Genomic DNA, 24,405 nt, shown 5'->3' with positions numbered 1-24,405 from the left:
TTTATAGGAAGGCTTTCAGAAATCAATTACCTCAGAGTGAACTTTGAGGGATTAAAAATCATCAAATTGAAAAAATTATGTCACAAGATACAACATCATTAAAATTGAATAAAGAAGTTGAAAATGCAGAAGACTTCTTACCGCTTTTAGGAACAGATTATGTAGAATTATATGTGGGAAATGCTAAGCAGGCAGCGCATTACTATCAATCGGCTTGGGGTTTTCAACCCATAGCGTACGCTGGATTAGAAACTGGAAGAAAAGATAGTGTTTCCTATGTGCTTCAACAAGATAAAATACGCATTGTATTAACTTCTCCTTTGCAGGAAGGCGGAGAGGTAAACAGGCATATAGAAAAACATGGCGACGGTGTAAAAGTAGTAGCACTCTGGGTAGACAATGCTACTAAGAGTTATGAAGAGACTATAAAGCGTGGAGCAAAAAGTTATATGGAGCCAAAAACTATAGAAGATGAAAACGGGGAAGTTGTACTTTCTGGAATTCATACCTATGGAGAAACTGTTCATGTTTTTGTAGAGCGCACCAATTATTCTGGATCTTTTATGCCAGGGTACAAAGTGTGGAATCCAAGCTACAAACCTGAGACAGTTGGGTTAAAATACATAGACCATATGGTGGGTAATGTTGGTTGGAGTGAAATGAGAAAATGGTGTGAGTTCTACGCTAAGGTTATGGGTTTTGCCCAGTTGGTTTCCTTTGATGATAAAGATATCTCTACAGATTATACGGCATTAATGAGTAAAGTGATGAGCAATGGAAATGGACGAATTAAATTTCCAATAAATGAACCAGCTGAAGGAAAGAAAAAATCTCAGATAGAAGAGTATATAGAGTTTTATAACGGAGCAGGAGTTCAGCACATTGCTTTAGCCACAGATAATATTATTGAAACGGTAAAGCAATTAAAATTGCGGGGAGTAGAGTTTTTAAAAGTTCCGGAAACCTATTATGATACAGTTTTGGAGCGAGTTGGAAAAATAGATGAAGACTTAGAGCCGCTTAAAGAGTTAGGGATTTTAATAGATAGAGATGATGAGGGGTATTTATTACAATTGTTTACAAAACCAATTTTGGATAGACCGACAATGTTTTTTGAAATAATCCAGAGAAAAGGGGCGAAATCATTTGGGAAAGGCAACTTTAAAGCCTTGTTTGAGGCTATAGAGCGGGAACAAGAAATGCGAGGAACGCTATAAAACACATCTTTTTCTGTTAAATTAATAATTTAAAACTCAACAAATTGATTACTTAATGTTAAAAAAGTTAAACTTATTTATTATGCTTGCATAACATGTGTTTTGTATTAACTTTGCGCTCGCAAAAGGGGTGGTGCCCTTTGCAAACTTTAAGTAAAGTTTTCATAATTTAAAGTTTTGGTTGGTTAATGAAAAAAACTCGGCTTCGGTCGAGTTTTTTGCGTTCAATTTATTTTGACTTTTTTTGGTTGAGTAAAAAAAAGTGCTTTTATTCTTTAATCAAGTATTTTTAAAGAAGCATAGCAGTGCTATGGTTAGAGAAGTTTATTTATACCTTTTTCTACTTTTGGAATAATAATTGTTAATTATAGCTATATAAGAATTATAATGTAATTGATTTTATTATTTTTACACAGAACTCTTTTAAATTTATTGAATTACAATTAATTATCAATAGTTATCAAGGTTTAATGCGAGTTTATTAATACGCTGATTATGAAGAAGATTATTTTAGCTATACTAGTATTTTGGTCCTCAGCATTTGTAAACCAAAATAGAGTTGTAGAAGAGAATGCATACCAAGCGGGAGAGTGGTTTAAGTTTAGAATCCATTATGGAATTTTTAATGCTAGTTATGCAACCCTTCAGCTTAAAAATGAAAACCTTAACGGAAAAGAAGTATTTCATGTAATTGGGAAAGGTCAAACTACAGGTTTAGCAGATTTATTTTTTAAAGTAGACGATAATTACGAAAGTTATTTTGATAAAAACTCAGGGCAACCCTATAAATTTATTAGAAAAATTAACGAAGGAGGTCATACCAAAGACCTAGAAATTAATTTTGATTATAATAAAAATAAGGCTGTCTTAAAAGATCATAAGCACGATACTGAAGAAATATTTCAAATAAATAAGGGAGTGCAAGATCTTATTTCTGCATTTTATTTCCTAAGAGACCGCGTTGATAGAAAAACTGTAAAAGAAGGAGAGGAGTTTGTTTCGGATATGCTTTTTGATGATGATGGATTGTTTAAGTTTAAACTCAAGTATTTAGGAAAACAAACCCTTAATACCAAGTTTGGTAAAGTAAGATGCTTAAAATTCCGCCCTTACGTTCAGTCGGGTCGTATATTTAAAGAAGAAGAAAGTTTGACACTTTGGGTGTCTGACGATGAAAATAAAATGCCCATAAGAGTAAAAGCAGATATTCTTGTAGGATCAATTAAAGCCGATTTAGAGGCCTTTAAAGGATTAAAGCATCAGTTTAAAATTCAAATGGATTAATGGCAGTGAAACCCGAAATTGAGGCGCAAATAGCATCATTAGAAGAAAAGTATAAAAATTCTGGTCAAGATCTAAGTTCTTATTTAGATGGCCTTCTTTACGAAAAGTATCTTACTTACTGGGATTATATTCATTTGGATACACTTTTGAGTTTGCAAATCCCAAGAACGCATTTCCCAGATGAAGAGATATTTATTATGTATCATCAAATTACGGAATTGTATTTTAAGCTTATTATTCATGAGCAAAAACAAATTATAGATCATAAGCTTCAAGAAGCAGATTTTTTAATTACCAAAATTGAAAGGATTAATAATTACTATAAAATATTAATCAATTCTTTTAATGTAATGATTAATGGAATGGATCGTTCTCAGTTTTTAAAATACCGAATGGCACTCTTGCCTGCAAGTGGTTTTCAGTCTGCACAATTTAGAATGATAGAAATTTATTCAACGCCATTAAATAATTTATTACATTGTAGTGTTGAGGAACAGTTTTCAGAAAAAAGCACTTTAGAAGATTTATATGAAAATATTTATTGGAAAAAAGGAGCGGTAGATACCAAAACAAATGAGAAGACGCTCACACTAAAACAGTTTGAATATCGTTATACGCCTAGATTCATGCGTATAGCAAATGAAGTAAAAGGGACCACCGTATATGAAAAATACTTACATTTGCCAGAAGAAGTTAAAAATAACTCGTTGTTAGTCAAGGCAATGAGGGAGCTTGATGTAAATGCAAATATAAATTGGAACCTAATGCACATGGGTGCAGCATACAAACATTTAAGTAAAAAAGATCATACCATTGATGCTACTGGAGGCACCAATTGGAAAGAATATTTACCTCCAAGTTTTCAGAAAATCATCTTTTTTCCTGAACTTTGGAGCGATTCTGAAAAAGCCGACTGGGGAAAACAGTGGGTGGAGCATATGTTTAACCCTCAAACACATTAAAACTAAATGCCAAAGAATGTAGCAGCATTTTTACTAATGGCAATGATAGCCTTAGTATCGTGCAAAAATGAAAAGAAAGAAGTAGAGGAAGTAAGCGCTGTTGAAACAGAAGAGCTTAAACCTATTGAGTTAAAGGAATTTGGTTATAATCTCAACCACTATTTAGTAGTTAGAGATACTATAAAAGCTGGTGATAGCTTTGGAGAAATTCTACAAAGAAACAATATTGGATATCCAGAAATATACAATATTGTTGAAGGGGTTAAAGATTCGTTTAATATAGCAAGTTTACAAGTAGGGAAACCTTATACCTTACTTTGTGACAAAGAGGATTCTCTGCAAACGCCAAAATGTTTTATCTATCAACCAAATAGTATTGATTATGTGGTGGTAGATTTTGCAGATTCTGCAAAAGTTAAAAAAGGTAAAAAAGAAGTTAAACTTGTGGAGAGGGAAGCTTCTGGAATTATTAATGGATCTTTGTATCAAACACTTCAAGATCAAGGCTTAAGTCCTATTGTGGCCTATAAAATGTCCGATGTTTATGCTTGGACAATAGATTTCTTTAGAATCCAAAAAGGGGATAGGTTTAAAGTTATTTTTACTGAAAAATATATAGACGACTCAATTTATGCAGGAATTGATAAAATTCAAGCAGCGTATTTTGAGCATAAAGGAGAGCCTATTTATTCTTTCCGTTTTGAAACAGATTCTACAAAGCATATTGTAGATTATTTTGATGAAACTGCTAAAAATTTACGGAGAGCATTTTTAAAAGCTCCAGTTCAGTTTAGTAGAATATCGTCTCGTTATAATTTAAACAGAAGAATTGCATACTACGGAAATAAAATTAGACCTCATAAAGGAACAGATTTTGCTGCGCCAGTAGGAACTCCAATTCTTTCTACGGCAAATGGAACTGTAGTTGAGTCCACCCGAAGAGGAGGAAATGGAAATTATGTAAAAGTAAAACATAACGGAACGTATACCACTCAATACTTACACATGAAGAAAAGAAAAGTAAGAGTTGGAGATTATGTTAAACAAGGAGATATTATTGGTTGGGTTGGTATGACTGGAAATACCAGTGGACCACACGTTTGTTATCGTTTTTGGAAAAATGGAAGACAAGTAGATCCATTTAAACAAGATTTACCAAAAGCAGAGCCTATTGGAGATTCTCTTAAAGTGAAATATTTAGCCCATATTGAGCCAATAAAAGCACAGCTTGATGGGATGCCATTTCCGTCTGATAAGACTACCAATGAAGAAGAATATATAACTGAATTAAATCAAAAAAATGCCATTAGCGACCGTAAACCCAACTAAAACAAAAGCTTGGGAAAAACTAGAAGAACATTATAAAGCCTTTCATAACACCTCAGTAAAAAATCTTTTTACTCAAGATCCTAAAAGAGCAGAAAAATATACAATTCAGTGGAATGATTTTTATGTAGATTATTCTAAAAATAGAATTGATGAAACTACTATAAGTTTACTTTTGGAATTAGCAAACGAAGTAAAACTAAAAGAAGCTATTGAGAAATGTTTTACAGGCGATCTTATTAATGAAACCGAAGGAAGAGCGGTGCTTCATACAGCATTAAGAGCTAAGGCAAATGAAGAGATTTTTGTTGATGGAGAAAATGTAGTTCCTGAAGTTTATCAGGTAAAAGAAAAAATAAAAACATTTACTGAAAAAATTATTTCAGGAGAGAAAAAAGGACATACAGGTAAAGCTTTTACCGATGTTGTAAATATAGGTATTGGAGGTTCAGATCTAGGGCCAGCAATGGTTACCGAAGCTCTTCAGTATTATAAAAATCATTTAAATGTTCATTTTGTAAGTAATGTAGATGGGGATCATGTGCATGAAACCATAAAGAAACTAAATCCAGAAACAACATTGTTTGTTATAGTTTCTAAAACCTTTACTACTCAAGAAACATTAAGTAATGCCACCACTATTAAAAAGTGGTTTTTAGAATCGGCTACCCAAAAAGATGTAGCTACACATTTTGTTGCAGTTTCAACAAACCTTGAAAAAATAGACGAATTTGGAATTGACCCAGACAATGTTTTTCCTATGAAAGACTGGGTGGGTGGACGTTTTTCTTTATGGAGCGCTGTTGGGTTGTCTATTGCCTTAGCAGTTGGATTTGATAATTTCGACAAGCTATTAGGAGGTGCACAAGCAATGGATGACCATTTTAGAGAAACTCCTTTTGAAAAAAATATTCCTGTTATATTAGCGCTTTTAAGTGTTTGGTATAATAATTTTTATGGAGCGGAAAGCGAAGCTTTAATTCCGTATTCTCAATACCTTCACAGGTTGTCTGCTTATCTTCAACAAGGAACAATGGAGAGTAATGGAAAAAGCGTGGATCGTGCAGGAAGCCCTGTAGATTACCAAACTGGAACTATTATTTGGGGAGAGCCTGGAACAAATTCTCAACATGCCTTTTTTCAATTAATACATCAAGGAACAAAGTTAATTCCAGCCGATTTCATCGGGTTTATAGAGTCGCTTCATGGAGATAAAGACCATCATGATAAATTAATGGCCAATTATTTTGCTCAAACAGAAGCCTTGTTAAATGGTAAAACTGAAGTAGAAGTAAACGAGGAATTAAAAGCAAAAAACCTTTCAGAAAAAGAAAGTAAAAAGCTACTTCCTTTTAAAGTATTTGAAGGGAATAAACCTACAAATTCAATTCTTATTGATAAATTAACACCTCAAGCTTTAGGAGAAATTATTGCAATGTACGAGCATAAAATCTTTGTTCAAGGAGTAATCTGGAACATTTTTAGCTTTGATCAATGGGGTGTTGAGTTAGGGAAACAACTAGCATCAACGATACTTACCGATATTAAATCTGAAAAGATTAGTAATCACGACAGTTCAACGTTAAATCTTTTACGATTTTATAAAAACAATTAACATTTTTTGTTAAAATCTCAAAACGTAGCATTGTAATCTTAACAAGATTAATATGTTACGTTTTTTGTTTACTTTTGTCTTAGTGTTAAATTATTTAACATTGCCTTAATGTAGGAATCTATTTAATATAGGATTTTTGCAGCGTTAAATTAAATCAAACAACAAATGAAGACAATTTACAATTGGATTTTAACAGCAGTAATTGCTTTAATTACTACAACAGCTTTTTCGCAAGGAACAATTAGCGGAACTGTAGTAGATGGAAGCCAAGGTGGTCCGCTGCCAGGTGCAAATGTTATGGTAAAAGGTTCTACTTCTGGAACTTCAACCGATTTTGACGGTAACTTTACATTAAATGTTTCTGAAAATTCTGGAACTGTAACAGTTTCTTACATTGGATTTGTTGCAAAACAAGTTCCTTTTACTTTAAGTAATGGTTCTGCTAATATCGGAACAATTACATTACAACCAGACGCTGAAGAATTAGAAGGCGTTGTTGTAGTAGGGTCTGGTATTATTGACCTTGCTAGAGACAGACAAACTCCTATTGCAGTATCAACAGTAAGTGTTGAAGAAATTCAAACGAAAGCGGTTGGTAACGTTGAGTTTCCTGAAATTTTAAAAAATACACCATCAGTGTATGTTTCTAATCAATCTGGTGGATTTGGAGATTCTCAAATGTTTGTTAGAGGTTTTGACCAAACAAATGTTGCTTTCCTTTTGAACGGGCAGCCAATTAACGGAATGGAAGATGGAAAAATGTACTGGTCTAACTGGTCTGGGATGTCTGACATCGCAAACGGAGTTCAGATCCAAAGAGGTTTAGGTTCTTCTAAATTAGCCATTTCTTCTGTTGGAGGTACTGTAAATATTGTAACTAAAACTACAGACATGCAAGAAGGTGGTTTTGCTAGATTTATAGCGGGGAATGATAGTTTCTTTAAAACCACGGCTGCATATAATACAGGTTTAAGTGATAATGGATGGGGATTCTCTTTCCTTGTAGATTACTGGCAAGCACATAGCAAGTATGCTTACGGTACTAAGGGTCAAGGTCAGAATTATTTCTTTTCTGTAGGGAAACAAGCAGGAAACCATAACTTCAACTTCTTACTTACAGGTGCTCCGCAATGGCATGACCAGAATTTTTCTAAGGATCAGGAATTGTACGACCGTTATGGCATTAAATACAACAACAATTACGGATTTAAGAATGGAGAGTATCTTTCTTTAAGAAGAAACTACTACCATAAACCAGTGATGAACCTTAACTGGGACTGGGCAATTAATGAAAAGTCTAACTTTTCTACAGTAGTGTATGCTTCTTTTGGTAGAGGTGGTGGAACAGGAGATTATGGAAATGGAGTCTCTTATGTAGATAATGGTGACGATAGAACAGACGGAGCATATTTATATAATAATGGACAAATAGATTGGGATTATATAACGAATGTATATAACCCAAGTATTGCTGGTGGAGTGAGTGACGGGTATAATGGTACAGTATTAAGAGCTTCTGTGAATAACCATGCTTGGTATGGTACAGTAATGAATTATGAGTATGATACGCAAAGAAATTTTAAATTTAATGTAGGAGCAGATTTTCGTTTTTATCAAGGAGATCACTTCCGTCAAATTACAGATTTATTAGGTTTAGATGGGCGTGTTGAAGCTATTGGTGGACGTCCTGATGGATATGTAGTTACAGAAACGTATAATCCAGATCCATGGGCTGCATTATTTAACTATGCAGATAAAGACCAAAGAATTGATTACGATTACTCAGAGAATATTAATTATCAAGGAGCTTTCGGGCAAGTAGAGTATGCAAAAGATTCTTTTAGTGCCTATTTTCAAGGAGCTATTTCTAACCAATCTTATAAAAGAGAGGATAGAGGAAACTTTGATTTTGATAACCCTAAAGAATCTGAAACAGTAAAAAGAACTGGATATAACCTTAAAGGAGGAGCTGCATGGACTTTTATTGAAGGAAATACACTGTATTTTAATTCTGGAAATTATTCAAGACAGCCATTTTTAGATAATATCTTTCCTTCTTATGATGATAATACAATGTTAGCAGACCCTAAAGTTGATAACGAAGAGATTTTAAGTTTTGAAGCTGGATATAGATTACAAAAAGGGAATTTTGTAGGTAGCATTAACGGGTACTATACAAAATGGGATAACAGATACTTAGCATTTGCTGGTAACTATGATGAAGCTAATGTTGAAAATGCATTATTTAGATTTACAAATGTGGGTCAGTTACATAAAGGTATTGAGATTGATGGTAAATGGAGACCTACTTTAGGCTTTATGTTAAGAGGGTATTTTACAATTGGAGATTGGCAATATGATGGATCTTCTCCTGTTAATGTAATTAATAGCGATGATAATTCAGCAGTTGATAGTTTTGATGTTGATTTAACAGGAACTAAAGTTGGACAAGCACCACAAACTACCTTTGGTTTAGGTACTTCTTACGATATCATTATGGATAAACTAACTGTTGATGCTGATTGGAATCACTATGCAAATCTATATGGATTTGTTGATGTTGAAGATGTAGCGTCAAGTTCATTAGCTGGAGAAACTTATCAGCCAGAAAAATTAGATGCTTATTCTCTAATTGATTTAGGAGCAACTTATAAGTTTGATTTCGGAGGTGATAACATTAGTATCCGAGGTAATATTTATAACTTATTTGATAAAGAATATATTAGCCAAAAAGATAACTACGGTTATTTCTATGGAAACGGTCTAACTTGGAACCTTGCTGTTAGATACAACTTCTAATAAGATCTTATTATAAAAATTAAACCCCGCAATTTGCGGGGTTTTTTTATGCCTTTTCTGGAAATTTATCAGCTATAATGTGTATTTTTGAATACAAACTAAACAATCTCATTCATGTATTCAACAGTTAATGTTTTACACTCATATTGGGCATATTTCACCCTTTTAGTACTTGTTATAGCAGTTCTAAATGCTATGGTAGGTTATTTTAAAAATAAAGATTTTAGCATGGCTAAGGATCTTAGAGTTAGTCTTTTTGCACTAATATTTTCGCATATTCAACTTCTAATAGGACTCGTGCTTTATTTCGTTTCTCCTAGATTTGCTTCATGGCAAACAGGGGGCGTTATGAGTGATAGTCTCCTAAGATTAGTGCTTGTAGAGCATCCTTTTACTAACATTATTGCTATTGCTTTAATTACTATTGGGTGGAGTAAACATAAAAAAGAAACTACTTCTAAAAGAAAATTTGGAAAAATTGCTTTATTCTACGGAATCGGACTTTTCCTTATTTTACTTAGAATACCTTATATGCTTTGGTTCGATTAAGAACGCTGTTCCTAAGCAATTAAAGGTTGGAAATTAAGAGTTACATAAGTTTAACTAGTGCTGTGTTACAATAATTTAGTGTTGACTGTAGCCCTGAGCTTGTCGAAGGGTTGTCTTTAAGATCCTAAACAGTCCTAATAAACGAAATACTAAAAAGTACATAACACACTAGCTATTCACTTTTATTAATAGTTAACTTTCTTACCAAATAGATATAAACTGGAAAATGGTCAGAATATCCGGCGTAGTAAACGCCAGAAGCATAGCTTCTCAATGGATATCCTTTGTATTTTCCAGTTTTTGTTTTTAAATAGTTAGGCGCATAGACTCCTGCTTTCCAAAATCGATACCCATTATTATCTTCTAATAAATTCGAGGTAAAATAAATCTGATCAAATAAACTCCACTTATCTTGATACGCTAAAGAACCAATTCCTTTTTTGTAGATCTTTTCCATTGGATTGTAGAGATATGGCTCTTCTTGAATTACTTTATTTCCTTTTGTTCTTAGGATATTTTTAAATGAATTATCAGTTGGATTATCGTTAAAATCGCCCATACTAATAATTTTTATTTTTGGATGTTTTCTAGAAACCGAATCTATAATTTGCTTATTTAGCCTAGCGGCGGCTTCTCTAAAAGGTTTGCTTCTTTGTACTCCTCCACTTCTAGATGGCCAATGGTTTACTATAAAGCAAAAATATGTTCCATGTAGGTAGCCATCAACTACAAGTTGGTCTCTAGTGTAATCTCTAAAACCTTTTTCATTATAAATTATGAGTCGCCTGCTATGTATCGTATTCGGTATAAAGCTATCCTTTTTATAAAGTAATGCCACATCAATTCCACGTTCATCTGGGGAGTCTTCATGGATAATTCCATAATTGCTAGCTAACAAGTCTTCGTGGTTTTTTAAATCGGTTAAAACCTTGATGTTTTCTATTTCAGCAAGACCAATAATTGTTGGAGTAGCAATATAGGTGTCGTTATTTAAAGCTTTTAATGTCTTGGCAATTTGCGCTATTTTGAGCGTATATTTATCTAGATTCCATTGGTATTTTCCGTCTGGGGTTCTGTCATCATCAAAAGTTAGCGTGTCGTTTAAAGTATCGTACAAATTTTCTACATTATAAAACACTATAGATTCAATATTATAATCGTTTTCTTGACTATGTATTATTGAACATACGCTAATACATATTAATACAATCAATATCTTCATGTTTTATTTTCTATTTAACTGTAGTAAATATACTTTATTTATTTGTATATTGGTCAACTACTAATTTATTAAGCCCTTATGTTATATAGTATTATACGCATAGAGGTTGGTGTTTTTAGTCTTCTTTGAAATAAGTAAATCCTAACCAATGAGATCTGGAGTTTTTATACTTATATGTTTGCTATTTGAGACGCTAGCTTCTCAAGAAAATAAGGTGGAGGGTTCTCTCTTTGACGCTCGCACTAATCTCCCTGTAAACGGAGCATCAATAGAAATAGAAGATTCATTTCATAAAATACAATCTTTGGCAGATGGTTACTTCAGCTTAGAAAATATTTTAGCAGGAACGTATGTATTAAAAATTACTAAAGAAGGTTATATTGATGGGACGCTATACGACGCATATTCAGTTTTTGGCGCTATAGGATATCAGCCTAATGCACAGCACACGCTATACTTCACAGGGTTTTATACCCCCAATAGAAGAGGGAAGTCTTCTGCTGTAACAAATGAGGTTTTTGAATTAGTAGGTCGGAAATATAACCCCTATTGGGGAACTCAAGAGGGGGAGCGTAGAAATTCTAGAATACGAGAAATTGAAGAGCCTATTTTTATGTTTAATTATGAATATTTAGGCGATAAATTAAGCGTTAAGTTGGGTGCTGCTTATCAATTCGGGATCTTAACTAGTAGTCGTTTAGGGTATTACAATGCGCCGAGTCCTAATCCAGATTATTACCGCTATTTACCAAGCTTTTATATTAATAATCCTTCGGAGGCTAATTTTGAGAATGCCAACTTAGCAAAAGAAGGTTTTATAAATGATCCTCAAATACATTGGAATAGTTTATATAGTGCAAATCTTTCAGAAACAAATAATGGGAAAAGCTCTTATGTATTATATAATGATGCTACGGAAGAAAACTTGATATCCGTAAATATAAATGCAAATTATACATTCAATGAGTTTTTTAAACTAGATACAGGTTTTAGGTATTTAAGTTCAAATTCTGAAAACTACGGGTTGTTAGCAGATTTATTGGGCGCGCAATTTCATGAAGATATCGATCCGTTTTCTAATACTAAAAATGATGCAAATGGTACTTTAAATAAAACTGAAGGCGATAGAATGGGGTATAACTATAACATTGTTTCCAGTCAATATGAAGCTTTTTTGCAAGGGAATTTTCAGTTTGAAAAACTTGCCTTTTTTATTTCAGGTAAAACCTCAAATACCTCTTATCAAAGAGAAGGGTTGTTTTTAAATGAGCGATTTCCGTTAACTTCAGAAGGGAAAAGTGAAGCGTTGTCTTTTTCTAATTATGGAGTTAAAGCCGGATTTACATTCAAATTAAATAACCGACATTCAATTAATGGGATGGGAGCATATATAACGAGCGCTCCAACTCTTCAAAATAGCTTTATTAATTCAAGAGAGAATAATAAAGTGGTGGATAGCTTACAGTCGGAAATTAGCACTTCGGCATCTTTCTCTTATCATTTAAACTTGCCAGAAATTACAATGCGACTAACAGGCTATTATACTGAATTTAAAAATGCCACTGATATTAATTATTTCTATGTAGATGCTGGGGTTGGGAGCGATTTTGTACAGGAGGTAGTTACCAATATTGAAAAATTACATTATGGTGGAGAACTCGGGTTTGCCTACCAAGCTACTTCAGAAATTAAACTTTCTGCGGTGGCATCCTATGGAGATTATAGCTATTCCAAAAATGCAGAGGTAAGTATCAATTTTGATACGGTTGGCGCCGAGGATGATTTAATTAATTTGATAGGGACTTTAGATTTAGGAAAAACTAATATTAAAGATTATAAACTAGCTGTTGGACCGCAAAAAGCATATTCAATCGGGGTAGATTATAGGAGCAGTAAATATTGGTGGGTAGGAATAACTGGTAATTATTTGGCAGATAATTATATAGATATTTCAGCAATTAAAAGAACCGAAAGTTTCTTGCAAAATCCAGAGGGAGGTACTTTTCCAAATGCTTCTGAAGAGCAAGTGGCTATGCTTTTAACTCAAGAACGATTAACCCCTATTTACTTATTAAATCTTACTGGAGGAAAATCGTGGCGTATTTACAAGAGATATGTAAGTCTGTTTGCCAGTATTAACAATGTTTTTGATGTTACTTATAAAAGCGGCGGATATGAGCAGAGTAGAAATGCAAATTTCGGACAAGCATTTATAGATGTGCAGCGCGGTGCTCCGCAGTTTGGAAATAAGTATTGGTACGGCTACGGAAGAACCTATTTTGTAAACCTTGCAATAAGTTTTTAAGATGCAAAATCTAAAGAGAATAATAGCTTTTAGTTCTTTTATTAGCATTACTTTGATGCTGATTTTTGCGTGTGTAGCGGATGATGAGTACACGCCTCCAAAAGATAGTTGCATAGGAGAAATGCCTACCGTTAATATAACTTTTGAAGCAGTAAAAGTACTTTATAAGGGAGAAGTTTTACAAATTCAAGAGGAACTTATTATTGAAGGATATATAAACTCTTCAGATCTGACTGGAAATTTCTTCGGAAGTATACATTTTCAAAACCATCAAAGCAATCCAACGCAAGGTTTTCAGTTAGAACTGGATCTACAGGATTTATATTTGTTTTATCCTATGGGTCAAAAAATATACCTCAATTTAAAAGGACTCTATTTAGATAACAATAAAGGGACATTTAAACTGGGTGGAACCTTTTCGGCTTTCGGAAATTTATCTGTAGGGAGGTTGCCAGCTACAAAAATTAACGAGCATATTTTAGTTTCCTGTGATGCTGTTTCGGTAATTACTCCAAAGAAATATTTAATTTCAGAATTAGATTCTACCATGGTAAACACCTTGGTAACCTTGCAAAATGTAGAGCTAACTCCCGCTAGCTTATGCAGTACCTATGCTGAACCTCAAAAAGCTAAAACGCATATTTTAAAAGATTGCGAAGGCAATGAAGTATTTATGGAGAATAGCGGATTTGCAGATTTTCAAGCCGCATTATTGCCTCTTGGAAATGGAACTATTACAGGGGTTTTAACAAGAAATCAAAACAATTATATCCTTACCGTTAGAGATTTAGAGGATGTTAAAATGAATAATGTACGCTGTAGAGGTATTGAATATTATTGTGAAACGCCTATAGCAAATACCACTATCCAATCCATTAAAGAAATGTATAAAGAAACCTCAATAACATTAAAAGAGTCTTTGGTTATTAAGGGTGTAATTACTGCTAATGATAGTTCGGGGAATTTTTATAAGGAAATATATGTACAAGATGAGTCGGGTGGAATTAATATTAAAATTGAGGAAATAGCTCTTTTTGAAACTTTTCAATTGAATCATGAAATAACTATTGCGGTTAATGGAATAACACTTCATAAGGTAGATGGAGAATTTGTTTTAGGGGTTTTGAAGGACGATGCGTTTTCTGGCATTCAAGAGGAAGATTTTTATCGCTTTTTTTATCTAGGAGAAGAGACGCAGCATGTAACTCCAAAAGCTATTGAAATAAATGCTATTTCAGAAAAAGACCTTGGGAGCTTGGTGGCTATTGCTTCGGTGCAATTTATAAAAGAGTCAACTTTTGTAGTTAGTAATAAGGACACTAAAAGCGCAGTAACCGATTGTTTTGCAAATGAAATCTTTGTTTCTACTTCTAGAAGATTTAAAAATGGAGATTCGCTTCTACCTCAAGAAAATGGAATCATTATTGGTATTTTACAATATGATAAAAAGTATCAATTACGCATCCGAAGTCTAGAGGATGTTTTACAAATGAATACCGAAAGGTGTAATGTATTACAAAACGCTACCGAAATTAGTCTGGAAACTTTATTAATGGGGTTTGGAGAGACTTCCGAAGAGATAGTAGAAAACATAAAAATTAGAGGGATAATTACCTCCAATTATTCAACATTAAACCTTGAAGAAACTAAGGCTATAATGCAAAGTGGAGATGTTGGAATTGAATTGGAGTTTGATGCTCCGCATCAATTAAAGGTAAATTCTAAAATAGAAATTGCTTTACGAGGTTTGCGTATAAAAAAGAATAAAAATGGATTCTTGCTAACAAAGATTACTTCGGAACATATTTTAAGTAGTGTTGATGGAAATACAATTCAGCCAGAAATAATAGGCTTAGAGGCGTTTTTAACGGGGAACTATCAAAATAAATTAGTACAAATAAATAATTTTCAGTTTAAAGATCTTAATTCAACTTACGGAGGAGAAAATGAATTGACTAACTGTGAGGATCAATTTATTATTTCCATTTCAAAAACAGCTACTTTTTCCAATGCCTCGGTGGTAAAAGGTCGTGGAAATGTAGTAGGAATTCCCTTTGGCAACAATTTATATGTTAGAGATGCAATGGATTTTCAGTTTACAGATAGTTACGAAGATTGTTCGTTAAAAAACACGAGTACTAGTATTTTAATTTCAGAAATAGCCGACCCAGATAATAGTAACACTACCACAAATATGCGATTTATAGAACTTTTTAATGCAGGTAGTGAGCCTGTTAGTTTGTCGGGCTGGAGCTTACGTAGGTATACAAATTCTAATACCGAATTTACCGCAAGAAGTGTTATTGATTTAACAGGATATACTATGGCGCCCTTAAGTGCTTTTGTAATTGCGGCAGATGCGCTCTCTTTTGAAGTGGTTTATGGTTTTCCGCCAGATTTAGAAGGGGGTACTGGCGGTGCAGCAGATTCTAATGGTGATGATACTATGCATCTGGTAGATGGAAATGGGAAGGTGGTAGATGTATTTGGTGTTCCTGGAGAGGATGGCTCGGGCACCAATCACGAATTTGAAGATGGACGTGCTGTACGAAATACTACAGTTGTTAAAAATAATACGGACTATACATTTTCCGAATGGACCATTTATAATGATACTGGAGCCGATGGAACTATAAATGAACCTAAAACAGCACCTCAAGAATTTAACCCCAAAACCCGATAAAATAGGATTTCAAAATTAATGATGTAAAATAGTAACCCTGTAAATAGTAAATTATGAGCAAAGAGAATTATGAAACTAAGTTTAGCTTATTAAAAAGCATACCATTGGAAGAGGTAAAGAGAATAAACATGCCAGTAGATAGTTATTTGCAAGAGGCGGAGGACTTATATGTTTGGGCGCAAGAAGATAAAAGAGCGTTGGAAGCTGTGGGCTTGAATTGGATAATTTATATGGAAGATTTACCAGTTCGAGCAGGAGCACTTAGGCATGCACAATCTCTTTGGGTAAGCGAGCGCTATGGAAGAGAGGAAGCACGCAAGGAATGGGACTTACGGTCGCCAGACGCTTATGCCTTAAGAGAAGAGTTGTTAAATGCTTTTCGGTTTGCTTTTAGAGAACGAGAAGACCTATTAAGTCGTACCCAAGAGATTAGCACGGGTTTTGGACATGCAGATATGATTCAGGATTTAAGTGATCTAGCTTCTTTAGGGAATAAAAACCCTCAGGAATTAGAGAAAATTATGTTTGATATGGAACAGTTAACTACCGCCGAAACTACCGCAGCTACTATGGCAGATTTACTTGCTAGAGCTAATGAAACTAGGACAGATAATAGTGCAGAAAAGCTAATTATCCCTGCGGGAAGGGTGACAATGTGTGCAGGAGATCATAAAAGCTCCTCGGGAGCGGTAACTACCCCGGTAGGAGCTTCTTTTTTTACGGAGGAACGATTTTTCTAAATGAAGGATTTAGGTTTTTGGAGGTTTTGCGCTTATTTTCTATACATATAAATATTATGCTTATCCTAACGCAACCAAAAAGAAATAGGTTGTATATGTACGTTTAATTTACGTACTGTATTTTGCGAAGTACGTAAAATGAACGTACATTTGTATAAAAGAATGTGATGGCAACAGAAAAAAAAAATACTAAAAACGCAAGATTTGATACTCGTCTTCCTAAAGAACAAAAATTATTTTTTGAGAGAGCAGCTAGATTAGGAGGTTATAGAAATTTAACTGATTTTGTAGTTATAGCAGTTCAAGAAAAGGCTAAAGAGATAATATCGGAAAGAGAACGGGTAGTTGCTTCTCAAAAAGATAGTGAACTGTTTTTTGAAGCTGTATTAAATCCTAAAACACCAAACAAAGATCTTTCTAAAGCTGCGGATGAATTTAAAGCTCTTTTCACTTGATGAGTCAATTATCAGAACCTTTAAATTCTAAACATAAAAAATCTGAGTTTTCTTGTGGAAAGGAAATGTTAGACACTTACATTCAAAAACAAGCAAATCAAGATGTTAAAAGAAAGCTTTCTGTTTGTTTTGTAATTAACGAAATAGAAACTAATCTAATTAAAGGTTATTATACGTTGTCAAATACTAGCGTTTCTTCAGATTTTATTCCAAATCAAATACGGAATAAACTACCAAAGGCTTATAATTCAATCCCTGCAACTTTACTTGGAAGGCTAGCAATTGACAATAGATTTCAAGGGCAAGGAATTGGGAAGTATCTATTAATAGATGCCTTAAAGAGAAGTTACGAAATATCTAAAACTATTGCATCGTTTGCTGTGGTTGTTGACCCAATTGACCAAGATGCGGAAAATTTTTATAACAAGTATGGTTTTATAAAACTTCCAGATAGTGGAAAAATGTTTTTACCAATGAAAACGATTAGTCAATTATTTTAATAAAATACAAAGACAGATAAATTTGGTAAACAAAAAGTAGTTTTCTTAAACACTAATTTTATTAAAATTAAAAAATGACCAAACGTACCAAATTATTTCTATTTTATTTCCTACTTCTTTTGGTTTCATGTTACCTTTTTTTATCAGGAGTACTTAATTTAAGTCGTACTTTTTTAGGATTGGAAGTTCCAATAGGGAGTTTGTTGGCCTGGAGTATTCTTATTTTTTTACCAACCGTAATTTTCTACGGAAATAAGAGTATTTATAATCCAGTTAGGAAGTTTCATTTTTATTACCGTAATATTCTCTACTTCATTATAGCATTAGCCGTTTTATGGTTGTTTATTGGTTATGGATTTGCTGGAAATTGGCAGTTTAATTTTAAAGAGCAAGAGGTATTTGTAGGGAGTAGTAGAGCCGCCGCTTGTTTTTTGTATTTAACTATTGGAATTGTGGTGATACCAGTACTTACAGGAATTGCCTTACGGATTCATACTATTGTAATTGGAATTTTAAATCCTTCATAGAGGGTTTTATTCCCAAAGCTTCCTGAGTTTATCGAAAGGTTCTACGTCGAAAAGGATTCAATTTATTTCCTTTGAATACCTCGAGGTAGTTGCTTATCTATAGCATGCTACAAATAAACATTGCGTTGAAAGTAGTTAAAGGTTATCTGGATTAGTGCTTTTTTCAATTATAATTTAATACTATTGTTGTCCGATAAAGGTTAACGGAATTTATTGGACTCTACTTATATCAAGGTTTAAATGAGGTTTTCAAAATAGCCTCCTTGCTATTAATAAAAAAAAGATCTTAGTAATGTTATTTCTTTAAACTACTTATTTTATAATAGTTAAGATTTAGTCTTTGTTCTTTTTTCTTACAGCGAAGCGGTCTTGTATTTTTTCTCGAACATTAATGATTTAATACCTTAATTTTATACCATGGCACAGATATTAAACATAGCAGCTCTACAAACAACGTTGATTTGGGAGAATCCTGAAGCAAATAGAGCATTACTTCAAGATAAAATTAAGCTTGTAAATGAGGAAACCGATGTACTATTTCTTCCTGAAATGTTTACTTCTGGATTTACTATGAATGCAAGTTTGGTAGCAGAATCAATGAAGGGAGATTCTATAGAATGGCTGAAAAATCTTGCATCAGAGAAAAATATGGCAATTGGAGGGAGTCTAGTTATTGTAGAGAACGGCAATTTTTATAATCGTTTTGTATTTGTAACGCCTAATGGAAGTGTTGAGTATTATGATAAGCGACATACATTTACCTTGGCTGGAGAGCATGAAGTGTATGCTTCTGGAGAAAAAAAGCTAATTATAAATTATAAAGACTGGAAGATTTGTCCGCAAATATGTTACGATTTGCGTTTTCCTGTATGGGCAAGAAATGTAGAAGATTATGATGTGCTTGTATATGTAGCAAATTGGCCTAAAAAGAGAATAAAAGCTTGGGATGTTTTATTGCAAGCCCGCGCTATTGAGAACATGAGTTATTGCATGGGGGTAAACCGTATAGCATTGGATGGAAATGGCTACGAATATACAGGGCACTCTGCAGTGTATAACCCCCTTGGGGAGGAGTTGATCCATACAAAAAGTGACGAAACTATCTATGCAACCCTGCATAAAAACGAAATTGATACGTACCGAAACGGACTTAAATTTTTAAATGATAGAGATCAGTTTACTGTAAAGTAAAAGTCTGCTCTATTTCCCAATTGGCTCTTAATTCAACCGATTCTGGATAGTAACTAATTCGTTCTGGTTGAATTTTTTGTAAGTAGTTTCCTGTGTCCCATCTTCCATTCCCATTACTATCGTGAATTACACGAATTAGATAGGTGGCTGGATCGATGTTTCTAAACTCATAAGAAGCTTTTTGTTCTTCAATAAACATTTCTTGTTTAACAACCCCGCTATTGTCTGTTAGTTGAAGAATAATAGGGTATTGGTCTACATTTTTTAAATTCACACGTAAACTTCCTAAATCTGCTAGGTCTTTTGTGGAAACTGAATAATTTAAAGTATCGTTTACCTCTCCATAAAAATCTGTAATAGCACCTGGCAGCATAGTAACTCTGTATTTCTGACCTACATCTGAATCCCATTTTAGATTGAAAATATTATTTTTTTCATCTAAAATAGAAGTAAAATCAACATTGGTAGAGTCTTTATCTAACACATTTATAAGCTCCTTATTGTAGGTTTCCATTGGGGTGGAGGTATGAATTTTTAAAGTATCGTTTATACTAAACCCTTTATTTAATTGCGCCACTACAAGGGTGTCTGCATACATTTCTTTTATACGTACGGTAAAAGTGTCAATTGTTTTGGTGTTTCGTACTTCAAAAACTAAAGAATCGGTTTCAAAAGGTGTGAAAAAGTAATTAAGAGTATCTTTTTCAAGATCTGGAAATGTACGGGATGAATAATCTTCGGGTTTATCGGATAAGAGTTTTATTTCCATCCCTTTTGGATTTCCTTCATATCCAAAGTAAATTTTATTTTTTGCAATTAAAGAAGGTCTTGCAGCTTTAAATTCTGGGACCTCTTTAAAAAGGTTGAGTCCGTAAATTGAATCGCTTGGAATTTTAATAAAATGGTCAATATATCCTATTTTATCTTTTTTTGGGTCAAATTTGTAGTTTCCAGCCTCGTCTTTTAATGCAATAAGTCTGTAGGTTCCTTCTTTTAGATTTGTAAGTCTATAATTTGTAGAACTGTCCAGTGTATTGGTAATATAATTTGGTGGTTTTTGGTAAATTACAGAGTCGGTATATGCAGAATCTACTTCATAAAGCATTACCGAAATAAAAGAATCTGGCTTTTTTAGTACCGCATCAATAACAAACCCTTCAAGCTCTAGAGAATCAATATAGGAGCCTGTGGAAAACACATAGTTAAAGTATGAATATGGATTTGCTTCATTATTATCCACCACACTTTGTCCAAAGTTAAAAACATAGGTGGTGTTTTCTGTTAGGGTATCTTGAATTTCAATTTCCAAGTATTTACTAGCGCCAGATTGCGGATAAATGTATGGAGTGTTTTTTAATGGAGGCGAGACAATAAGCTGCTTTTGTAAGTCTTTTAATTTGATATATTCATCAAAATTAATTCTGATTTTTTCAGCAGAAAAATTTGTAGTGTAGTTTTCTGGACTAGAAGAAGTTATTCTTGGAGGATCTAAATCCTTCGGACCACCTTCTGGGGTACCTCTTCTAGCGCAGTTTATTAAACTGAATAATAGTGTAAAAAATAGAATATAACTTAAAAGATTCTTAGTTTTCATCAAGCCCAATTAAAGCTGCAAATTAACGATTATTTTTAGTAACGTTGAAATTAAGATGTAATTGCAATAGTGATAATACTAAATTTTATATTTAATTCTTTAGGGAAAGCACGTACGCAACTTTCTAATGTAGCTCCAGTAGTAATAACATCGTCTACAATTAAAATATGTTTATTATTTAAAGGAATGTTTTTGTTATATAAAAACTGATTCCCAATGCTCAATGCTCGTTGATTTCTATTTTTTGAAGTATGCGTTTTTGAGTATTTAACATTACTAACAATTTCTTCTGAATAAATAGCATCTATACAATTGGCAATTTCAATTCCAAAGTTGCTCACTTGATTATATCCACGCTCTTTTAATTTTTTTTTATGAAGCGGAACAGGAATTACATAATCAATATTTTTAAATCTATTGGAAACCAATATTTCATGTCCTACCCATTTCCCGAACATCGTTCCGATTTCTTGATGTCCTTTATATTTTAGATGATGAATAAGTTGTTTACTGATACCTTTTTTGTAATATCGTATAAATGAGGCGGCATTTTCAATTTTTATACGACCATATAAAAATTTTTCGGTAAGATTATCGTTCTCATTAATAAATTGAGTAAGTGGTAATTGGTGTCGGCATGAAACGCAAAGCACAGCGTCGTTGAAGCCTATAATTTCGGAACACCCTAAACAAGTGTTGGGAAAAAATAAATTTTGAAGATCATTTAGTATCTTTACGCCCTTAATCAATTATGATAGTTGTAGTTATATTCAAATCTAACTAATTTAAATGAGTGCTCAAAAAAAGCAGTTTGGACAAAAAATAATATTAGGAGTTTTACTATTGTGTATTGCAGCACTTACAGGGTTTTCTTATTTCAATTATGTTGAAAGTGAGGAGAAAGTTTCCTTTTTAGAGAATGCAAAAGGAATGATAGTGGAAGATTTAGAGAGTATTGAAAATGATTTGAATACCTTGGCTAAAGAAAATGAGAGTCATATTAAAGAGATTGATTATAGCAGGAGGCGGATAGCCATGCTAAAAGACTCCATTAAGTTATTGGAAGTAGATTATCAAATTTTGGGACGCTACAGAAGAGAATTAGCAGAAATAAGAAAAGAAAATAAATACCTTCATCAAGTTGCAGACTCTATAAAGCAACAAAATTTCTTGCTTTCAAAAGAAATAGACAGTACCAAATTACGATATATAGAACTGGAGCGTTATTCTAATGCACTTAAAAGTGCTAACGAGAATTTAACACAATTTACCGATTCTTTAATCAATGAAAACATTGAGCTTTCCAAACAAATAGATAAAGATCCAGCTTTAAAGGTTTCGGCTTTAGTGGGAATTGCCTATAAAGCAAGAAGCAATGGAAAAGTAATTGAGACAAACAGAGCGAATAGGGCAGAACGACTTCGGGCATGTTTTAATATAGCACCAGGAACCCTTTTACAACCTGGCGAAAGAATTTTTTATGTACAGTTTATAGATCCTAAAAATCAGATTCTAGGAAGTAGAGCAGCAGTTACATATAAAAATAAGAAACTTATATACAGTAAAAAGATTGTTGTAGACTATGAAAATAAGCCTATGGGAATCTGTGATTATATCATTGTTAAAGACCTCGAAATGGAAGGCGATTACCGAGTGAATGTGTTTTACAAAGAAAATTTACTGGCTTCTACAGTTTTTAAGCTGAAATAAAATTCTAATTCTCCTAAAAAGTATATTTTTGCGTCATGGCAAATCAAGACGATCAATTTAAGAAAGTAATATCTCATGCTAAGGAGTATGGGTATATTTTTCCTTCAAGTGAAATATATGACGGATTAAGTGCAGTATACGATTATGCACAAAATGGGGTAGAACTCAAGAAAAATATTCGAGAGTACTGGTGGAAAGCAATGGTGCAAATGCATGATAATATTGTAGGAATAGATGCTTCTATTTTAATGCATCCTACAACATGGAAGGCGTCTGGACACGTAGATGCTTTTAACGACCCGTTAATAGATAATAAAGATTCCAAAAAAAGATACCGCGCCGATGTTTTGGTGGAAGATTATGTAGCCAAAATAGAAGCTAAAGTTGAAAAGGAAATTGCAAAGGCTGAAAAACGCTTTGGAGATTCTTTTGATAAGGAACAATTTGTGGCTACCAATCCGCGGGTAGTAAAATATAATGAAGAGGCACAAGCAATTTTAAAACGCCTTGGACAATCTTTAGAAAAAGAAGATTTAGTAGATGTAAAAGCACTTATTGAAGAGCTTGGAATTGCAGACCCAGAAACTGGAAGTAAGAATTGGACAGAAGTAAAACAATTTAACTTGATGTTTGGGACTAAACTTGGGGCTTCTGCTGAGTCGGCTATGGATTTATACTTACGACCAGAAACGGCACAAGGAATTTTTGTAAACTTCTTAAACGTTCAAAAAACTGGACGAATGAAGATTCCTTTTGGGATTGCGCAAACAGGAAAGGCTTTCCGTAACGAAATAGTGGCGCGTCAGTTTATTTTCCGTATGCGTGAGTTTGAACAAATGGAGATGCAATTTTTTATCAAGCCAGGAACACAAAAAGAATGGTATGATTACTGGAAAGAAACCCGTTTGAAATGGCATATGTCTTTAGGAATGGGAGAAGAGAACTACCGTTTCCACGACCATGAGAAATTAGCGCATTATGCAGATGCAGCTTCAGATATTGAGTTTAGATTTCCATTTGGATTTAAAGAATTGGAAGGAATTCATTCTCGTACAGATTTCGATTTGGCGCAGCATGAAAAATTCAGCAATAAAAAATTACAATACTTCGATCCAGAAGAAAATAAAAGTTATGTACCCTATGTATTAGAAACTTCTATTGGTTTAGATAGAATGTTTTTAGCAGTATTCTCAAACTCTTTGGTAGAAGAAGAATTGGAGAATGGATCTACAAGAACAGTTTTAAAATTACCATCGGTATTGGCGCCTACAAAAGTGGCAATATTACCATTGGTTAAAAAGGATGGATTGCCAGAAGTTGCAAAAGAAATATTTGAAGATCTTAAATGGGATTTCAATGTAACTTATGATGAGAAGGATGCTGTAGGAAGACGCTACCGTCGTCAAGATGCTGCGGGAACTCCATTTTGTGTTACTGTAGATCATGATACTTTGGAAAACAACACGGTTACTATTAGACACCGAGATACCATGGAGCAAAAACGTGTTAAAATAGAAGAGCTTCGAGGTATTGTAGCTCAGGAAGTAGACATAAGAAATTGGTTATTGAAGACTAAATAAATTCTAAATAGACTATTTATTTTATAACATTTAACTCCAAATGTCAGGAGCTTGTCGAAGACAGTTCGCACCTAGGAACATATAAGCTTCGACAAGCTCAGTTTGACATTCTCAATTAAAGTAGTAGTGAGTGTGTAGAGCTGTTC

19 protein-coding genes are annotated in these 24,405 nt (G+C 33.4%); 16 read left to right on the top strand and 3 right to left on the bottom strand.

The features are described from left to right. Nucleotides 1-77 precede the first annotated feature (77 nt). From hppD to AC13CQ_RS11800, 7 genes are all read left to right on the top strand, one after another. Nucleotides 78-1,217, top strand: coding sequence for a 4-hydroxyphenylpyruvate dioxygenase (gene hppD, locus AC13CQ_RS11830; protein WP_474506794.1), 1,140 nt, complete (start codon nt 78-80; stop codon nt 1,215-1,217). 495 nt (nt 1,218-1,712) lie between these two features. Next, complete coding sequence (locus AC13CQ_RS11825) at nt 1,713-2,501, top strand: DUF3108 domain-containing protein (protein WP_474506793.1); 789 nt, start codon at nt 1,713-1,715, stop codon at nt 2,499-2,501. After that, nucleotides 2,501-3,463, top strand: a complete 963-nt coding sequence (locus AC13CQ_RS11820; protein WP_335587509.1) for a tryptophan 2,3-dioxygenase family protein — start codon at nt 2,501-2,503, stop codon at nt 3,461-3,463. Before AC13CQ_RS11825 ends, AC13CQ_RS11820 begins: the two co-directional genes overlap by 1 nt. Nucleotides 3,464-3,469: 6 nt before the next feature. Continuing rightward, the gene (locus AC13CQ_RS11815) at nt 3,470-4,792 is read left to right on the top strand and encodes a peptidoglycan DD-metalloendopeptidase family protein (RefSeq protein ID WP_474506792.1); all 1,323 of its coding nucleotides are present in this window, start codon (nt 3,470-3,472) and stop codon (nt 4,790-4,792) included. Beyond that, on the top strand, nt 4,764-6,404 hold the full coding sequence (gene pgi, locus AC13CQ_RS11810) for a glucose-6-phosphate isomerase (protein WP_335587508.1): 1,641 nt from the start codon (nt 4,764-4,766) through the stop codon (nt 6,402-6,404). The genes AC13CQ_RS11815 and pgi overlap by 29 nt, the downstream gene beginning before the upstream one ends. Before the next feature lie 165 nt (nt 6,405-6,569). Further along, nucleotides 6,570-9,203: a TonB-dependent receptor gene (locus AC13CQ_RS11805; RefSeq protein WP_456867920.1), complete on the top strand. Its 2,634-nt coding sequence runs from the start codon at nt 6,570-6,572 to the stop codon at nt 9,201-9,203. A gap of 114 nt (nt 9,204-9,317) precedes the next feature. Then, complete coding sequence (locus tag AC13CQ_RS11800) at nt 9,318-9,752, top strand: hypothetical protein (RefSeq protein ID WP_008611110.1); 435 nt, start codon at nt 9,318-9,320, stop codon at nt 9,750-9,752. 172 nt (nt 9,753-9,924) lie between these two features. Here AC13CQ_RS11800 and AC13CQ_RS11795 read toward each other — a convergent pair whose 3' ends face one another. After that, nucleotides 9,925-10,974: an endonuclease/exonuclease/phosphatase family protein gene (locus tag AC13CQ_RS11795; RefSeq protein ID WP_474506791.1), complete on the bottom strand. Its 1,050-nt coding sequence runs from the start codon at nt 10,972-10,974 to the stop codon at nt 9,925-9,927. A 148-nt stretch (nt 10,975-11,122) separates the two neighbouring features. On the opposite strand from AC13CQ_RS11795, the gene AC13CQ_RS11790 reads away from it, so the two are divergent. The 7 genes from AC13CQ_RS11790 to AC13CQ_RS11760 all read left to right on the top strand — a co-directional run bounded on the left by AC13CQ_RS11790 (nt 11,123) and on the right by AC13CQ_RS11760 (nt 19,375). Next, nucleotides 11,123-13,279, top strand: coding sequence for a TonB-dependent receptor domain-containing protein (locus AC13CQ_RS11790; protein ID WP_474506790.1), 2,157 nt, complete (start codon nt 11,123-11,125; stop codon nt 13,277-13,279). Between the two features lies 1 nt (nt 13,280). Continuing rightward, nucleotides 13,281-15,962, top strand: coding sequence for a DUF5689 domain-containing protein (locus AC13CQ_RS11785; RefSeq protein WP_474506789.1), 2,682 nt, complete (start codon nt 13,281-13,283; stop codon nt 15,960-15,962). Between the two features lie 53 nt (nt 15,963-16,015). Next, a complete protein-coding gene (locus AC13CQ_RS11780; protein WP_474506788.1) occupies nt 16,016-16,702 on the top strand; it encodes a hypothetical protein in 687 nt (228 codons plus the stop codon). A 167-nt stretch (nt 16,703-16,869) separates the two neighbouring features. Next, nucleotides 16,870-17,157 (top strand): type II toxin-antitoxin system TacA family antitoxin, encoded by a 288-nt coding sequence (locus AC13CQ_RS11775; RefSeq protein ID WP_008611104.1) that lies wholly within the window; start codon nt 16,870-16,872, stop codon nt 17,155-17,157. After that, complete coding sequence (locus AC13CQ_RS11770; RefSeq protein ID WP_335587502.1) at nt 17,157-17,657, top strand: GNAT family N-acetyltransferase; 501 nt, start codon at nt 17,157-17,159, stop codon at nt 17,655-17,657. Before AC13CQ_RS11775 ends, AC13CQ_RS11770 begins: the two co-directional genes overlap by 1 nt. A gap of 74 nt (nt 17,658-17,731) precedes the next feature. Then, on the top strand, nt 17,732-18,184 hold the full coding sequence (locus AC13CQ_RS11765) for a hypothetical protein (RefSeq protein WP_474506787.1): 453 nt from the start codon (nt 17,732-17,734) through the stop codon (nt 18,182-18,184). 417 nt (nt 18,185-18,601) lie between these two features. After that, nucleotides 18,602-19,375, top strand: a complete 774-nt coding sequence (locus AC13CQ_RS11760; RefSeq protein ID WP_335587500.1) for an amidohydrolase — start codon at nt 18,602-18,604, stop codon at nt 19,373-19,375. Here the strand turns inward: AC13CQ_RS11760 and AC13CQ_RS11755 are convergent. Together AC13CQ_RS11755 and AC13CQ_RS11750 are read right to left on the bottom strand one after the other, a co-directional pair. Further along, nucleotides 19,362-20,969: an Ig-like domain-containing protein gene (locus AC13CQ_RS11755; RefSeq protein ID WP_474506786.1), complete on the bottom strand. Its 1,608-nt coding sequence runs from the start codon at nt 20,967-20,969 to the stop codon at nt 19,362-19,364. The genes AC13CQ_RS11760 and AC13CQ_RS11755 overlap by 14 nt on opposite strands. Nucleotides 20,970-21,019: 50 nt before the next feature. Continuing rightward, nucleotides 21,020-21,718 carry a ComF family protein gene (locus AC13CQ_RS11750; RefSeq protein WP_008611096.1) on the bottom strand — a complete coding sequence of 233 codons (699 nt, stop codon included), beginning with the start codon at nt 21,716-21,718 and terminating at the stop codon, nt 21,020-21,022. A 40-nt stretch (nt 21,719-21,758) separates the two neighbouring features. Between AC13CQ_RS11750 and AC13CQ_RS11745 the strand changes: the two genes are divergently transcribed. Further along, a complete protein-coding gene (locus AC13CQ_RS11745; protein WP_008611095.1) occupies nt 21,759-22,679 on the top strand; it encodes a hypothetical protein in 921 nt (306 codons plus the stop codon). Nucleotides 22,680-22,714: 35 nt separating this feature from the next. After that, entirely contained in the window at nt 22,715-24,259 is a 1,545-nt protein-coding gene (locus AC13CQ_RS11740) for a glycine--tRNA ligase (RefSeq protein WP_008611092.1), read from the top strand. Nucleotides 24,260-24,405 lie beyond the last annotated feature (146 nt).

The sequence above is a fragment of the Galbibacter sp. L-19 genome (genome assembly GCF_056857615.1).
This window is presented reverse-complemented; position numbering and strand designations above follow the sequence as displayed.

Bases quoted from the DNA above. Each gene is read 5' to 3' on its own strand.
- hppD (WP_474506794.1), top strand. From the start codon at position 78: ATGTCACAAGATACAACATCATTAAAATTGAATAAAGAAGTTGAAAAT.
- AC13CQ_RS11825 (WP_474506793.1), top strand. From the start codon at position 1,713: ATGAAGAAGATTATTTTAGCTATACTAGTATTTTGGTCCTCAGCATTT.
- AC13CQ_RS11820 (WP_335587509.1), top strand. From the start codon at position 2,501: ATGGCAGTGAAACCCGAAATTGAGGCGCAAATAGCATCATTAGAAGAA.
- AC13CQ_RS11815 (WP_474506792.1), top strand. From the start codon at position 3,470: ATGCCAAAGAATGTAGCAGCATTTTTACTAATGGCAATGATAGCCTTA.
- pgi (WP_335587508.1), top strand. From the start codon at position 4,764: ATGCCATTAGCGACCGTAAACCCAACTAAAACAAAAGCTTGGGAAAAA.
- AC13CQ_RS11805 (WP_456867920.1), top strand. From the start codon at position 6,570: ATGAAGACAATTTACAATTGGATTTTAACAGCAGTAATTGCTTTAATT.
- AC13CQ_RS11800 (WP_008611110.1), top strand. From the start codon at position 9,318: ATGTATTCAACAGTTAATGTTTTACACTCATATTGGGCATATTTCACC.
- AC13CQ_RS11795 (WP_474506791.1), bottom strand. From the start codon at position 10,974: ATGAAGATATTGATTGTATTAATATGTATTAGCGTATGTTCAATAATA.
- AC13CQ_RS11790 (WP_474506790.1), top strand. From the start codon at position 11,123: ATGAGATCTGGAGTTTTTATACTTATATGTTTGCTATTTGAGACGCTA.
- AC13CQ_RS11785 (WP_474506789.1), top strand. From the start codon at position 13,281: ATGCAAAATCTAAAGAGAATAATAGCTTTTAGTTCTTTTATTAGCATT.
- AC13CQ_RS11780 (WP_474506788.1), top strand. From the start codon at position 16,016: ATGAGCAAAGAGAATTATGAAACTAAGTTTAGCTTATTAAAAAGCATA.
- AC13CQ_RS11775 (WP_008611104.1), top strand. From the start codon at position 16,870: ATGGCAACAGAAAAAAAAAATACTAAAAACGCAAGATTTGATACTCGT.
- AC13CQ_RS11770 (WP_335587502.1), top strand. From the start codon at position 17,157: ATGAGTCAATTATCAGAACCTTTAAATTCTAAACATAAAAAATCTGAG.
- AC13CQ_RS11765 (WP_474506787.1), top strand. From the start codon at position 17,732: ATGACCAAACGTACCAAATTATTTCTATTTTATTTCCTACTTCTTTTG.
- AC13CQ_RS11760 (WP_335587500.1), top strand. From the start codon at position 18,602: ATGGCACAGATATTAAACATAGCAGCTCTACAAACAACGTTGATTTGG.
- AC13CQ_RS11755 (WP_474506786.1), bottom strand. From the start codon at position 20,969: ATGAAAACTAAGAATCTTTTAAGTTATATTCTATTTTTTACACTATTA.
- AC13CQ_RS11745 (WP_008611095.1), top strand. From the start codon at position 21,759: ATGAGTGCTCAAAAAAAGCAGTTTGGACAAAAAATAATATTAGGAGTT.
- AC13CQ_RS11740 (WP_008611092.1), top strand. From the start codon at position 22,715: ATGGCAAATCAAGACGATCAATTTAAGAAAGTAATATCTCATGCTAAG.